Origin of the sequence: Kocuria sp. WRN011, assembly GCF_002295155.1 — a bacterium.
GTDB lineage: Bacteria > Actinomycetota > Actinomycetes > Actinomycetales > Micrococcaceae > Kocuria > Kocuria carniphila.
On the sequence record NZ_NSGI01000006.1, the window covers coordinates 30,440 to 44,447 of the forward strand.

12 protein-coding genes and 1 tRNA gene are annotated in these 14,008 nt (G+C 63.5%); 11 read left to right on the plus strand and 2 right to left on the minus strand.

Annotated elements, in window-relative coordinates; translation table 11 throughout:
* Positions 1-201 precede the first annotated feature (201 nt).
* The 4 genes from CKW39_RS09425 (at position 202) to CKW39_RS09440 (ending at position 3,255) form a co-directional block, all read left to right on the plus strand.
* Positions 202-933: a beta-ketoacyl-ACP reductase gene (locus tag CKW39_RS09425; protein ID WP_095797890.1), complete on the plus strand. Its 732-nt coding sequence runs from the start codon at positions 202-204 to the stop codon at positions 931-933.
* 46 nt (positions 934-979) lie between these two features.
* On the plus strand, positions 980-1,735 hold the full coding sequence (locus CKW39_RS09430) for an SDR family oxidoreductase (RefSeq protein WP_095797891.1): 756 nt from the start codon (positions 980-982) through the stop codon (positions 1,733-1,735).
* A 170-nt stretch (positions 1,736-1,905) separates the two neighbouring features.
* Positions 1,906-1,991, plus strand: a tRNA-Leu gene (locus tag CKW39_RS09435).
* Between the two features lie 175 nt (positions 1,992-2,166).
* Positions 2,167-3,255 (plus strand): hypothetical protein, encoded by a 1,089-nt coding sequence (locus CKW39_RS09440; protein ID WP_143469971.1) that lies wholly within the window; start codon positions 2,167-2,169, stop codon positions 3,253-3,255.
* Positions 3,256-3,364: 109 nt separating this feature from the next.
* Here the strand turns inward: CKW39_RS09440 and CKW39_RS09445 are convergent, their stop codons facing one another.
* Positions 3,365-3,874 (minus strand): hypothetical protein, encoded by a 510-nt coding sequence (locus tag CKW39_RS09445; RefSeq protein WP_095797893.1) that lies wholly within the window; start codon positions 3,872-3,874, stop codon positions 3,365-3,367.
* A gap of 274 nt (positions 3,875-4,148) precedes the next feature.
* On the opposite strand from CKW39_RS09445, the gene CKW39_RS09450 reads away from it, so the two are divergent.
* From CKW39_RS09450 to CKW39_RS09480, 7 genes are all read left to right on the plus strand, one after another.
* A complete protein-coding gene (locus CKW39_RS09450) occupies positions 4,149-6,356 on the plus strand; it encodes an MMPL family transporter (RefSeq protein ID WP_095797894.1) in 2,208 nt (735 codons plus the stop codon).
* A 38-nt stretch (positions 6,357-6,394) separates the two neighbouring features.
* Positions 6,395-7,324, plus strand: a complete 930-nt coding sequence (serB, locus tag CKW39_RS09455) for a phosphoserine phosphatase SerB (protein WP_095797895.1) — start codon at positions 6,395-6,397, stop codon at positions 7,322-7,324.
* Between the two features lie 68 nt (positions 7,325-7,392).
* Positions 7,393-8,175: an ABC transporter ATP-binding protein gene (locus CKW39_RS09460; RefSeq protein ID WP_095797896.1), complete on the plus strand. Its 783-nt coding sequence runs from the start codon at positions 7,393-7,395 to the stop codon at positions 8,173-8,175.
* Positions 8,176-8,220: 45 nt separating this feature from the next.
* Positions 8,221-9,081: a sulfite exporter TauE/SafE family protein gene (locus CKW39_RS09465; protein WP_095798094.1), complete on the plus strand. Its 861-nt coding sequence runs from the start codon at positions 8,221-8,223 to the stop codon at positions 9,079-9,081.
* 10 nt (positions 9,082-9,091) lie between these two features.
* A complete protein-coding gene (locus CKW39_RS09470) occupies positions 9,092-9,916 on the plus strand; it encodes an RNA methyltransferase (protein WP_095797897.1) in 825 nt (274 codons plus the stop codon).
* 108 nt (positions 9,917-10,024) lie between these two features.
* Complete coding sequence (locus CKW39_RS09475) at positions 10,025-10,438, plus strand: PIN domain-containing protein (RefSeq protein WP_095797898.1); 414 nt, start codon at positions 10,025-10,027, stop codon at positions 10,436-10,438.
* 65 nt (positions 10,439-10,503) lie between these two features.
* Positions 10,504-11,598, plus strand: coding sequence for an alpha/beta fold hydrolase (locus tag CKW39_RS09480; RefSeq protein WP_095797899.1), 1,095 nt, complete (start codon positions 10,504-10,506; stop codon positions 11,596-11,598).
* A 364-nt stretch (positions 11,599-11,962) separates the two neighbouring features.
* Here the strand turns inward: CKW39_RS09480 and CKW39_RS09485 are convergent, their stop codons facing one another.
* Positions 11,963-13,912 (minus strand): S8 family serine peptidase, encoded by a 1,950-nt coding sequence (locus CKW39_RS09485; RefSeq protein WP_095797900.1) that lies wholly within the window; start codon positions 13,910-13,912, stop codon positions 11,963-11,965.
* Between the last annotated feature and the right edge of the window lie 96 nt (positions 13,913-14,008).

Below are 14,008 nucleotides of genomic sequence, written 5' to 3' on the forward strand. Positions count from 1 at the left end.
GGAAATCCCAGACGCAACATGGTGCCACGGGTTCCGGGGAGCGCGCTGGGCGCTTCCGTTAATTGTCTCACCGTTGTACTAACTCCCCAAGTGGCTGGGCCGAGATCTGTGGGTGTCCGGCTAGGATGGCTTGTCAGTTCGTTATTAGATTGTTATCCGGCGTTGCCCATGCCGCGCCGTCCTGTCGATGAAAGGTTCACCATGGCTGATCAGCCCAACACCGAAGGCGCCCGCACCGTTCTGGTCACGGGAGGTAACCGAGGTATCGGTCGCGCCATTGCCGAGGCGTTCGTGGCCGCGGGCGACAACGTGGTGGTCACCTCCCGTTCCGGTGATGACGGGCCCGACGGCGCTTTCACCGTCCAGGCGGACGTCACCGATTCCGCATCCGTGGACACCGCGTTCAAGCAGATCGAAGAGAAGTACGGCACCGTGGAGGTGCTGGTGGCCAACGCAGGTGTCACCAAGGACACACTGCTGCTGCGCATGAAGGAAGCAGACTTCCAGGATGTCATCGACACGAACCTCACCGGCGCGTTCCGCGTGGTGCAGCGCGCCACCAAGGGCTTCATGCGCCTGAAGAAGGGCCGCATTGTCCTGATCTCTTCCGTGGTCGGTTTCACCGGTGCGCCGGGCCAGGTCAACTACGCATCCTCCAAGGCCGGAATGGTGGGCATGGCTCGCGCCATCACTCGTGAGCTCGGTGCCCGCGGGGTGACCGCCAACGTGGTGGCCCCCGGTTACATCGACACCGCCATGACCGACGCCCTGAGTGATGAGGTCAAGGCCGAGTATCTGTCCATGATCCCGGCCAGCCGCTTCGGTAAGCCCGAGGAGATCGCCAAGGCCGTTCGTTGGATTGCCTCCGACGACGCCGCCTACATTTCCGGCGCTGTCATCCCTGTGGACGGCGGCTTGGTCATGGGACACTGACTCCCAAGACAGTGTTCAACAGCGCAGCGTGACAAAGGAGAACCGCATGAGCTCAGTGGCAGGCAAAACCGTAGTTATTACGGGGTCCTCGCGAGGGGTGGGCGCAGACACCGCCAAGATTCTGGCAGGGGAGGGTGCGAACGTCGTCGTCAACTATCGGCAGAAGGCCCCCCGCGCCAACAAGGTGGTCAAGGAAATCACCGAGGCCGGCGGCAAAGCCATTGCGGTCCAGGCCGATATGACCGATGTGGAGTCGTTGCGTGGCCTGTTGCAGGCCGGTGTGGACGAGTTCGGCGGCGTGGACATCCTGATCCTCAACGCCTCCGGCGGCATGGAATCCGACATGGGCGAGGATTACGCGCTGCGCCTGAACCGGGACGCTCAAAACGATGCCCTGACCGAGGGACTCAAAGTTCTGCCCGAGGGCGGCCGCGTGGTGTTCGTGACCAGCCACCAGGCGCACTTCATCAATGACGTGGAAACCATGCCCGAGTACGAGGCCGTGGCCAAGTCCAAGCGTGCCGGCGAGGACACACTGACCGCTCGAGTGCCCGAAATGGCCGAGCAGGGTGTGAGCTTCGTGGTCGTCTCCGCGGACATGATCGAAGGCACCGTGACCGCCACGCTGCTCAACCGTGCCCGCCCGGGTGCGCTCGAGCAGCGCCGTGAATCCGCCGGCAAGCTCTACTCGGTCAACGAGTTTGCTCAGGAGATCGCCAAGATGGTCTCCGCAGACGTCGAGACCGGCCACGTGGAACTCGTGGGTGGCGCCGAGGATTTCCTGGCCCAGGCCGGCAAGTAAATTACCTGTGCTGCAGCTGTGCCGCCTGTCCGTGAAAACGGGCGGGCGGCACACTGCTTTCCGGGGGCCTGCGATGTTTTCGAGTCTGGCTATCATCTGTGGTAAGTTACTTCTCGTTGCCAACGGCCACGTGAGGTCTTTCGAGTCCTCGATTCGTAGTCGTGACACTTGCGCGGGTGGCGGAATAGGCAGACGCGCTAGCTTGAGGTGCTAGTCCTCGTATTAGAGGGTGGGGGTTCAAGTCCCCCCTCGCGCACAGGATGAGAATCCCCGTTCGACTAGGTCGAACGGGGATTTTTCTTGCTCTGGGAGCGCCGGTGTCCCGGGTATTAAGTTACAGCCGAGTCTGAATAGCCAGGTCGCTGACCATCTCAGCGTCCTTTGACTTACGGTGGTCGCCCTCACGCTTTTGCATGTCCCATACTTAATGAGTGCCTCAGAAAACATTGACGGTTGGTCTCATGGCCGACCCAGGCCTCCCTGAAGCAGTTGCTCGGTCAGTTGTCTCACTGGTGAATCGGGATCTGAACCAGCTGACGCAGGCGGATTCCGTTGAGTGGTCGGTGGAAGTCAGCCGGGATACCTTGCCGTTGACCGAGCAGAACGAAATCCACTTGCTCGATCGGGCGCCAGGTCTCAGAGATGCCCACGGTTGGGACTACATGGTCTATCTGACCGACCTTCCGCGTTCCTTGGACAACAACTCACTGGTGTGTGAGGTCGATGTCACCGGCAATGCCACGTTGCTTTCCCTCCCTGCCCTGGGAGCGGTGCACGTGAAATCCAGGGCGCGCAGGGTGCTCACTGAACTGGTCATTGCCATGGCGGAGGAGTCGCCGGGCAAATACACCACGGGCTATCCCCGCGGATTCAGCCGTCGGAACCGGCAGAAGGTTCAGCGAGAAGGGGATGAGGAGAACTACGAAATCATCCTCCGAGGCGCTTTCAGCCGTCCTCGTCTTCTGGCGGGCATGGTTCGAAGTAATCGGCCCATGCGATTGCTGCCGGCCCTGTCCAGTTCGGTGGCGACCGCCGTGGCCACCGGTGGCTTCGGCATTTTCTACGCGTCCATCTGGAATATGTCGGATGCGCTCACCACCCCTCGGATGGCTGCAATCAGCGTGTTCGTGGTGGCCGCGTTCGCCACCTGGCTCATCGTTCACAACGGACTATGGGTCTCTTCAGAGCCGGCGGGTGGGCGAATACGCAGCGGCATGGACAACGCGGCAACAGTCCTCACCGTGGGTATCGGCGTGGCCTCGATGTACCTGGTTTTGTGGGCCATCCTGTTTGCCGTGACCCTGGCAGTGGTCGATGCTGAGTACTTGGCGGGCGACATTGGTCACCCGGTGAACCTCTTGGATTATCTGGATATTGCCTGGCTCGCCTCCGCACTGGGCACGATGGGCGGAGCGATGGGGTCCAATTTCGACAAAGAAAGCGATATCCGCGAAGCCACCTACACCCGTCGCGAATATACGCGCCGGAAAATGGCGGAGCGCGAGGAGAATCAGGATTGAATTCGACTGGTTCTGCTGAAGGGACAGAGAGGCGGAATCCGCCAACGGCCGTTCTGTGACATCCGGTCCGCGCTCTAATAGCGAGGGGCCAATTACGGCGGGACTTTGATTAGGAACCCGGCAGGCCCTTAGCGCTGCCGGGGTTCTCTCCCCGCTGAGCGTCCATCATGCGGGCGTTGTTCATGCTTTTCAGCCCCGAGGCGATGATCGTGGTCCCGACGATCGGCGCGAAGATCCACGCCGCCGGGTACCAGTGGAACAACATGACCAGCCCGACCGCCCAGAAGAGCAGGCCGGTGAACCAGCTGAACCAGAGACCGGGCTGAGCCTGGGTCACATAATCGAGATGGTCCGGCAGAGGCTCAGGATCCCCGTTCACCAACTGATCAGCGAGTTTCCGGCTGTGGACCGAGTAGATGACGTAGCAGGCCGTGCCGGTCAGCAGCCCCACAGCCAGGTTGGACAACCAGTATCCACCGATTGCCACGAGAGCCTGCATGGATGCTTTGAACTGGTCGGCGATCCAGTCATCCAGGAAAACCGATACGAAAAAGTAGGTCCCGAAGATCAGTATCCAGCGCCAGACCGGTTCGCGGTTCGGCTTGGTACCGTCCCTCATCAAGACCCACCTTTGCTCGTGATGATCGAACAGTAACGAGCGGTTCGTATCCCTGTCCACGCCCTCGAGCAGCTAGACCCGTCGGGTACACATACAAGCTCGGCTGAACCGATCAACCGAAAGGTTGATTTCGGCTGTGCAACACGGGTGATCAGCCTGGTGAGCAATTAGACTGCAAGGCGGACGCCGCATACGTGGCGCGTACGTTCACGGCGCCGGGCGCCCGATCTCCCCTGAGCTGGGGTGCCCCGTGGCATCAGATGACAGGTGAATAATGCCCTCCACTGATACCCGGTCCTCACACGCCAAGAAACGCAGCGGTTCAAAGCCCGGTGCCGTTCGATGGGTCATTCCCATCGTGTTGGTCCTGGCGTGGCTGGGTGTCATGGGTGTGGGTGGACCCACTTTCGGCAAGATCTCTGACGTGGTGACCAACTCGCAGGCAGACTTCCTGCCGGTTGACGCGCAGGCCACCGAGGTCCAGGACCGCATCGGAGACTTCAGCGATTCCGAGGGCATCCCCGCAATCATCGTCGCCGAGTCCGAGGGCGAGATTTCCTCCGCTCAACTGCGCGACATAGGTGAGACGACCCAGGGCCTCACCGACATCGACCAGGTCACCCAGGTCTCCCCGCCCATCCCTTCGGAGGACGGTCAGGCGGTCGAGGTCATTGCCCTGGTGGACGCGGAATCGGACACCGCAACGGTGGTGGAAGACATCCGCTCCCAACTCGGTGCCGAAACCTCCGACGATCTCAACGTGGCCGTCACGGGCCCCGCCGGTTTGGTGGCGGACCTCAGCGGCGCGTTCGCCGGCATCGACGGTCTGCTTCTGATCGTCGCCCTGGTCGCGGTGCTGGTGATCCTGGTTCTGGTGTACCGCTCACCGATCCTTCCGTTCCTCGTCCTGATCACCTCCATGGCCGCGTTGTGCGGTGCGATCCTCACCGTGTACTGGCTGGCCAAGGAAGAATTCATTACCCTGAGCGGCCAGACGCAGGGCATCCTCTCCATCATTGTGATCGGCGCGGCCACCGACTACGGCCTGCTGTACACCGCACGGTTCCGCGAAGCCCTGCACCAGACCGAATCCCGTTGGCATGCCACACGCGTCGCCTGGAAGGGCACGTTCCCCGCGGTCATGGCTTCCGGTACCACCGTGATCGCCGGCCTGTTGTGCCTCTTGCTGTCGGCACTTGAATCCAACCGCGCGCTCGGCCCGGTGACCGCAATCGGCGTCGTCTTCGCCATCCTCGCCGGCCTGACCCTGCTGCCGGCCCTGTTGGCGATCTTCGGCCGCGTGGCCATGTGGCCGCGCATTCCCAAGGTGGAGACCGTCCCCGAGGCCCACGAGCAGGCCGATGACCTCGAGCACAAGAAGGGCCTGTGGCCCGCCGTCGCACGCCTGGTGGACCGCAAGTCCCGCACCGTCTGGATCGTGTGCGCGATCGGTCTGGGCATTGCCGCGGTCGGCGCGTCCCAGCTGGACGCCGGTGGCGTACCCGAATCCGAATTCGTCCTGGGCGAGTCCGAGGCCCGCGACGGCCTGGCCATCATCGATCGCCACTTCCCGGGCGGCGCCGGTGACCCCACGTACGTGCTCGCCTCAGAGGAGCACGGCGAGGCGGTCGCGGAGAGGCTCGACGCGGACGACGACGTCGCTTCGGTCGCCTTCAACGCCAAGGGCTCACCGAGCGGGACCATTCCGTTCCCGGCCCCGCAGGCCGGTCCGCTGGCCAACGCCGAACCCACCGAGGACAACGGCCAGGTGCTCATCCAGGCCACGCTGACCTACAACACCGACTCCGCCGAGGCCCAGGGCGCCGTCGAGCGTCTGCGCGGCGAGTTGGCCGAGGTCGATCCGAACGTCTTGGTCGGTGGCACCACTGCGGTCCAGCTGGACACCATTTCCGCAGCCGAACGCGACCGGGCCCTGATCATCCCCATCATTCTGGTAGTGATCCTCCTGATCCTGATCGTGCTGTTGCGTAGCATCTTGATGCCCGTCCTGTTGGTGGCCACCACCGTGCTGTCGTTCCTGTCCGCACTGGGTGTCGCCTGGGCCGTGTTCGAGCTGTTCGACATCAACCAGGCTGACCCCACGGTGCCGCTGTTCAGCTTCGTGTTCCTGGTGGCACTGGGCATCGACTACAACATCTTCTTGATGAGTCGAGTCCGCGAAGAAGTGGTGCAGATCGGTCACCGCAAGGGCGTGCTGGTGGGCCTGGTGACGACCGGCGGCGTGATCACGGCCGCGGGCGTGGTGCTCGCGGCAACGTTCGCCGCGCTGGCCGTGCTCCCCATTCTGTTCCTGGTGCAACTGGCCATCATTGTGGCCATCGGCGTTCTGATGGACACCGTGATCGTGCGTTCGCTGCTGGTGCCCGCTCTGGCCTTGGACATCGGTCCCAAGTCTTGGTGGCCGTCCGGTGCAGGCTCGCCCGGTAAGCACCGTAAAGTCGAAACTTCTACGGTCGGGTAATTTTATGCCCATCCGCCACGATGACTAGACTGCACCTCATGCCTCAGAAGCTCACTGTCGTTGCGTTTGCCGTGTCTCCCGAGGAGGGGGCCACCGAATCCGTGTTGGATCTGATCGAGCGTTCCGGTGGAGACGTTGAGTCGCACAACTGGGTGCGAGTCACGGAGTCGGCCTCGGATGGTCAAGCCACGGACGTGGAAGGTTACAACGCCCTCACCGTCCATGCCGACGCTCCATCCGTCGACCACCTGCGAAATGCGCTTCAACCAAACCGGCGGGAACAGCTGCTGCCGGGTGTGGATCTCAACGTGATCGATGCGCGCTGGTTCGACAACTCGCGCCGCAAGCTTCTGGTCACGGATGTGGATTCCACGCTGATCCGCCAGGAAGTCATTGAGATGCTGGCCGCGCACGTGGGCCTTGAGGCTGAGGTTGCAGCGGTTACCGAGCGTGCGATGCGCGGTGAGATCGACTTCGAGCAGTCACTGCGTGAGCGTGTGGCGGTTCTCAAGGGTCTGCCGGCGTCGGTTATCGATGAGGTTTCGTCGTCCGTGCGGTTGTCTCCCGGTGCCACGGTCCTGGTCAAGACCCTGCTCGGCTCCGGCCACGCGGTGGCTGCGGTATCCGGCGGGTTCAACCAGATTCTGGACCCCCTCGCCGAGAAGTTGGACCTGACGCGAGCCGCGGCCAACACCCTGGACATCGAGGACGGTAAGCTGACCGGTCGCGTGACCGGCGGCGTCGTCGACCGCGAAGCCAAGGCGCGCCTGCTGAGGCAATGGACAGAGGAACTCGAGGTCGCCCCGGAGGATGTGATCGCCGTCGGCGATGGCGCCAATGACATCGACATGTGCCGCGCCGCGGGACTGTCGGTGGCGTATCGTGCGAAACCGGCCCTGCGCGACGTCGCCGATACGCAGCTGAGCATCCCCAATCTGGACGCGCTGCGCTTCTTCGTGGATCTGTGACCGCAAGTGCCCGTGTCCACGGTGTGCCCGCATGCCGGTGACCGCCCGCTCACGTTAGAGTTGCGAGCATGAGTGCTGTGCTGGAATTGGTGGACGTCAGCGTTGTCCGCGGCGAGAAGACCCTGTTGGATTCGGTGGACTGGACCGTTCAGGACGGGGAGCGTTGGGTCATTCTCGGTCCCAACGGAGCCGGTAAATCCACGTTGCTGTCGATCGCTGCCGCGCGGCTGCACCCCACGACCGGCATGGTCGACATTCTTGAAGAAATCCTGGGCGCGGTGGACGTGTTCGAACTGCGCCCGCGCATCGGCGTCAGCTCCGCGACCCTGGCCACTCAGATCCCGAACGCGGAGACCGTCCGCAACGTGATCGTCACCGCCGCCTATGGCGTCACGGGTCGCTGGCGCGAAGAGTACGACGAGTTCGACGACGCCCGCGCCGTCGAGCTGCTCGAGGGCTGGGGTCTCGCCGAGCTCGCCGAGCGGCGCTTCGGCACGCTCTCCGAAGGTGAGCGCAAGCGAGTGTTGATCGCCCGCGCGCTCATGACCGACCCCGAACTGTTGCTGCTCGATGAGCCCGCCGCCGGTCTGGACGTGGGCGGCCGCGAGAAGCTGGTCGCACGCCTGGACGAGCTCGCGAAGGATCCGTCCTCGCCGGCCATCGTGATGGTCACCCACCACCTCGAAGAGGTCCCGGACGCCTTCACCCACGCCATGCTGTTGCGCGAGGGCAAGATCGTGGCGGCCGGTCCGGTCGGGCAGGTCATGACCCAGAAGAACCTCTCCGAGACGTTCAACCTTCCGCTGAAGCTCGTGAAGGTCGGCAACCGCTACGCCGCGTTCGCCCGGTAATCGAGACTCACGTTGCTGAACCTTCCCCTGTCCGCGGCTGCCCCCATGCAGCTGTTCGGCGAATCCGGAACCATTCCGTTCGAGTGGTGGCAGGTCGCCCTGATCCTGGTCGCAGGTGTGTGGGCTGGTCTGATCAATACGATCGTGGGATCCGGCACCCTGGTGACCTTCCCCGTGCTGGTGACCATGGGCGTGCCTCCCGTGACGGCGTCCATGTCCAACGCGATGGGCCTGATCGCCGGCAACCTGACCGGTGCCTGGAGTTACCGCAGTGAACTCGGGGGAGTGAAGCACACCCTCAAGAAGCTGATTCCGTGTTCCCTGTTGGGCGGCGTGATCGGTGCCGCGTTGCTGCTGACCCTTCCGGAGGAAGTCTTCGGTGTGGCCGCGCCCATCCTCATTGTGGTGGCGCTGCTGTTCGTGATCTTTCAGCCGCGCCTGCAAGCCATGGTGCGGCGTCGTAAGGCCCAGCAAGAGGCCGCGGCAACCGCCGACACGGACATGGAAACCTCGGGTGGGGAAGTTGACCCGGATCGTTCCAAGCAGCCGCTCCCACTGTACATTTTGGTGTTCTTCGCCGGTATCTACGGCGGGTACTTCGTGGCGGCACAGGGCGTGCTGCTCATGGGCATCCTGGGCGTGTTCCTGCTCGCATCCATGCAAGCGGCCAACGCGGTGAAAAACGTGCTCGTGGCTGCCGTGAACATCGTTGCGGCGCTGTCCTACATCTTCCTGGCGTTCGATCGCATCAACTGGTGGGTCGTGCTGTTCATCGCGTTGAGCTCCACGCTCGGCTCGTGGCTGGGTGCCAAGATCGGCAAGCGCATGTCGCCCATCGTCCTGCGCACGGTGATCGTAATCCTGGGCGTCGTGGCGCTCATCAACATGGTTTCCCAGCTGTTCTAGGAGATCAGTCGTGACACTTTCATCCTTCGAAGACCGCATCGTCCGCCTGACCGACCCCAAAGATCCGCGCGTGGCCGACTACACGAGCCTCACGGACGTGGCCCTGCGCCGGAAGATCGAACCGGAGCGCGGGCTCTACCTCGCCGAATCCTCCAAGGTGCTACGCCGCGCGCTCGACGCCGGCCACCAGCCCCGCTCGTTCTTCATGGCCGAGAAGTGGCTCGAGGACATGCGCGACATCCTGGATGACTACGACGTTCCCGTGTTCATCGGTTCGGATGAGGTGCTCGAGCACATCACCGGCTTCCACTTGCACCGCGGGGCCATCGCGGCCATGCACCGCCCGGCTCCGCTTTCCTTGACCGACGTGCTGGCCTCCGCCCGCCGCGTGGCGATCCTGGAAGACATCGTGGACCACACCAACGTGGGCGCGATCTTCCGTTCCGCAGCGGCCTTGGACGTCGACGCCGTTCTGGTCACCCCACGCTGCGCCGACCCTTTGTATCGCCGGGCCGTCCGGGTGTCGATGGGCACCGTGTTCCAGGTTCCGTGGGTGCGACTCGAACACTGGACCGCGGACCTGCAGGCCGTGAAGGACGCGGGGTTCCTGACGGCGGCTCTGGCGCTTTCGGAGAATGCCGTAACCGTGGATGAACTGGCAGCGGAGCGACCCGAGAAGCTTGCGCTCATTCTCGGCACTGAGGGCCAAGGGCTCGGAGATGCCACCCTCTTCCACGCTGATCGCCACGTGATCATCCCCATGAGCCACGGGGTGGACTCCCTTAATGTCGCGGCAGCCAGCGCCGTGGCGTTCTGGGAGACCCGTCCGCGGTAGCAAGCCCTTCCGTCCTGCCATGTTCAATTGATACCCAAAGAGCACGGACCGCGAGTCCGGGCTTGGCGCTCCAACAGACGAGGCACCAAGCTCAGAACTGCCCAGTTCGTGACCGATTACTTGGTTGATAATTCGGTATGGGCGAGATTGGCGTCCGGTGATCAGCGAATCGGGGCTCGACTCCGGCACATCGAACAGGCACCGTCGGATCTCGTCGTGACCTGTGCGCCCCAGGTTCTGGAGTTTTGCCACAGTGCTCGATCGCCGGAACAATACACGCTTTATCGACAGCGAATTTCCTTCGGGTTCCCGCTCGAACATGCTCCCGATGAGTCGCTCGTCCTGTATATCCAAGGTGCCCTTTGGAACTCGGGGCTTATGCGTGCGGCCGATTCGCTCGACATCCTGATCGCGGGGTATGCGATTGTGAACAGCGCGACCGTACTTGCGGCCGACCACGATTTCGATCACATCGCCCAGGTCAGCGATCTCCACCACGAGTACGTTGCGCCATCGTTCTAGTACCGCGGAAGGTTTAAGCCTGAATCTCTTGAGCCGCGGATTAGGGTTCGTGCTACACAGGGTTCATGACTTCCGCCAATGTACGTCCCTGCACTTTGCGGCCCGCCTTGAAGATCGCTGGGGCGACACTCGCCTCGGTAGCCGGAATCGTCGGCACCGCGCTCGGACTCTACGCGTGGAACAACATCGCCTTCGCAAAACGTGATCGCCAAGCGGTGACGGCTGCGGGGTTCACCGAACAGACTCACTCGCTACCGAGTGGCACGGTCATCAATTACGCGGAGGGACCTCGGAACGGACCTGCAGTTCTGCTCATTCACGCACAGAGCAGCGCGTGGGAAAGCTACTCTCCAGTGCTGCCCAAACTTGCGCGGGACTTCCATGTCTACGCAATAGATGTGGTCGGACACGGATCTTCCGATCGGACGCCCGGGCGATACGACATCCACGCGATCGGGGCGGATGTCGTGGCATTCATGGCCGAGGTCATCGACGAACCCGTAATTCTCTCCGGACACTCATCCGGCGGGCTGATAGCTGCGTGGGTTGCTGCGGACGCTCCGGAACGGGTGTCGGCGGTCTTGTTCGAGGATCCGCCCTTCTTCTCCACCGACGCGAACCGCATGCCCCAGCAGTTCAACTTCGTGGACCTCGCTCGTCCGGCCCACGAATTCCTCGCACATGATGCCGAAGAGGACTTCGTGAGTTGGTACATCGAGCACAACGCTTGGACCCACTACTTCGGCCGTGGCAAGGACCATGTGGTGAAGTTCGCGCGGAACTACCGCCGGAAACACCCGAACCGGCCGTTGAACTTCTGGTTCCTTCCACCCTCGCTCAACAAGTCCGTCCGGTACATGCACGAGTTCGACCCGCGATTCGCGGACGCTTTCTACACCTTCGAATGGCAGGCCGACTTCGACCAGCAGAAGACGCTCGAAGCCATTCAGGCACCTTCGATCCTCATTCACGCGAACTGGAACATATCCGGGGAAGGGATCCTCGAGGGAGCCATGACGGACGATGACGCCACTCGGGTCTGCGCAGCTCTGCCGAACTCCCGCCTGGAGCGCGTTGACACCGGTCACGGGTTCCACGATGCAAAACCGCAGTTGTTCGTGGACCTCATGCATGAGCTGAAGACGAACCGGCCTCGGTAGACGGACAGCCGTGCCCGCGGAAGGTACTTTTCACGCGCACACAGTGACATCCGTGGCAGAGGTTCGTAGTTCCAGAGCCTCGCCGACATTGCTGGCTCAGGTTCGCAGCGAAACCAGCCCGAATTCGACGAACCCCATCCCGAAATGTGCACCGTTGCGAACCTCAGCCTCAGATGCCAGGACGAGGAGGGGCCTGTGAGAAATCGCCCGGGGGGAATCGTTACGAGGAGCCCGCTTTCAGCGCATCGAACCGATGTATCCATAAGTGCCCACACGACATAGGGGCCGCTCCCGTATGGGAACGGCCCCTGCGTGTTGATGGTGATCGCGTCCCCGAAGAGCCGCGGTCAGTACCCGTTATGCGTTACCGCGTGGTCCACACGCCTCGGGCGGAGGTCCAGTGGGCGGTGACGCCGTTGGAGTAGTGCTGGCGTACTTCGTTGCCGGAGCGGTACTCGCCGGAAGTGGGCCAGCCCCAGCCGCGTTCGTAGCCGGCGCGCATCCAGGCCCGGCCGATGCCGCCGTTCTCCTGCACGGCATGGGCGCCGGTGCGGGAGGTCCACAGCACCTTGTTGATCTTCGGGCCGTTCACGAACACCTGGTAGGCGCCGCCGGTTGCGCGGCGCTCGTCGGTGGACGGGTAACCGTAGCCGCGCTCACGACCGTGGTCCAAGAATGCACGGCCGATCGCGGTGGGGTTCTCCACGATGCGTGCACCGGTGCGGGAGTGCCAGTAAATGGTGGTCTTGCGACCGGACTTCACGAACTCCTGGTAGCGGCCGCCGTTAGCGGCGTTACCTTCCCGAGTGACGGGGTTACCCCACTTGGCGGCACCGCCGGTGGCGCGCCACTTGGAGCCGATTGCACCGCTAGCGGTGTAGTTGGTGGCCACCTGGCCGGTCAGTGCCACGGAGCGGACAGCAGCAGCGGGGTTGATCTGCAGCGACCCGAGTCGACCGGTGGACGTGGACTTGAGCACCTGCTCGATGCGCGCCGGGGTCAGGCCGGGGTTGGCCTGCTTCATGAGCGCCACGGTGCCTGCCACCAACGGGGCAGCCATCGAGGTGCCGTACTGGTTGTTGTACGTGCCACCAGCGGGGGTGCGAGCACCGCTGTTCACCGTGGACAACATCGGATCGCTCCACGTTCCACCGGGAGCCAGAACGTCCACCACGGCACCAATGTTCGAGTAGGACGCCGGCACGCCATTGGGGCCTGCCGCACCCACCACGATGGTGTTGCCGCAGTTCGCCGGAGCGGTGCCCGCAGCGTTCACGCCGCTGTTACCCGCTGCCACCACCACGGGAACGTTGCGGCCCACGGCAGTGTTGATCGCGGCCTGCAGGGTGTTACCGCACTGTCCCGGGTAGTTGAGGGACATGTTGATCACGGTGGAGGGGTTGGGGTTGCGGGGCTGCCCGGCCACGGTCGCTCCGGAAGCCCAGGACACGGCGTCGGCAATGTCCGAAACCCAACCGAAGGTGCATTTGCCCAGCACGCGGACGGGCTGGATCTTGGCGCCGGGGGCTGCGCCGGCAATGCCGGTGCCGTTGTTGGTCGCCGCGGCGGCCAGGCCGGCCACGTGGGACCCGTGCCAGGACGAGTTGCGGGCGGGGCTGCCCGTGCCGCAGTGTCCGGCGGGGGACCAGTCGCCCTCGTCGCGTGGGTTGGCGTCGCGGCCGTTACCGTCCACGGAGAGATCGGTGGGAGTGATGAAATCACGTCCCGCGACCACCTTGGGATTGAGATCGGGGTGCGAAGTGATGCCGGTATCCAGGATGCCGATCGTCTGACCGTTACCGCGGGCCAGATCCCACGCACCGGGGAAATCGATTCCCCGAGTCTTGGTATTGGCCCACTGAACGGGCCGGAAGTACGGGTCGTTGGGCATCCAGCTGGCGGCAGCGAGGCGGTCCGGTTCGGCGTATTCCACGGCGGGATCGGCGCGGAGCTCGTTCACGACCTTGGTTTGTTCGGCTTCGTCGAGTTCGCGATCCAGGCGGACCACGTCAGCATCGGCCACGGTCTTCTTGACATGCTCGGTGACCTCGGGAGTGGCGCCGGGTTCGGAGGCGAGGGCCTCGTCGGCGGCAGTTTCGACCACTTCGTTCTTGGTGGTCTTGTCAGCGGCCGGCTCGCGGAACTTCACGATCACGCGATCGGTTTCCTTGGGCGGCTCGGCGGCGGAGGTGGTGGCCGGTGAATCCGGGCCATCGGTGGGGGCTGCGAGTGCGGGTTGGGCAGAGAGCGCCAGAACCGCGGTGACTGCTAGGGGGAGAACGGCCTTGCGTAAGCGTGAAGAACGTACCGTCATAGGGCGGGGGACCTTTCGGGCGCCCGGGCTCGAGCGGGGGAACTCGGTGATTGACGTGCCCGGGTAGTGGAGGGGATAGGCCCCTCATAAGGAGCC

Bases quoted from the DNA above. Each gene is read 5' to 3' on its own strand.
- CKW39_RS09465 (WP_095798094.1), top strand. From the start codon at position 8,221: ATGCAGCTGTTCGGCGAATCCGGAACCATTCCGTTCGAGTGGTGGCAG.
- CKW39_RS09485 (WP_095797900.1), bottom strand. From the start codon at position 13,912: ATGACGGTACGTTCTTCACGCTTACGCAAGGCCGTTCTCCCCCTAGCA.
- CKW39_RS09430 (WP_095797891.1), top strand. From the start codon at position 980: ATGAGCTCAGTGGCAGGCAAAACCGTAGTTATTACGGGGTCCTCGCGA.
- CKW39_RS09480 (WP_095797899.1), top strand. From the start codon at position 10,504: ATGACTTCCGCCAATGTACGTCCCTGCACTTTGCGGCCCGCCTTGAAG.
- serB (WP_095797895.1), top strand. From the start codon at position 6,395: ATGCCTCAGAAGCTCACTGTCGTTGCGTTTGCCGTGTCTCCCGAGGAG.
- CKW39_RS09450 (WP_095797894.1), top strand. From the start codon at position 4,149: ATGCCCTCCACTGATACCCGGTCCTCACACGCCAAGAAACGCAGCGGT.
- CKW39_RS09460 (WP_095797896.1), top strand. From the start codon at position 7,393: ATGAGTGCTGTGCTGGAATTGGTGGACGTCAGCGTTGTCCGCGGCGAG.
- CKW39_RS09445 (WP_095797893.1), bottom strand. From the start codon at position 3,874: ATGAGGGACGGTACCAAGCCGAACCGCGAACCGGTCTGGCGCTGGATA.
- CKW39_RS09425 (WP_095797890.1), top strand. From the start codon at position 202: ATGGCTGATCAGCCCAACACCGAAGGCGCCCGCACCGTTCTGGTCACG.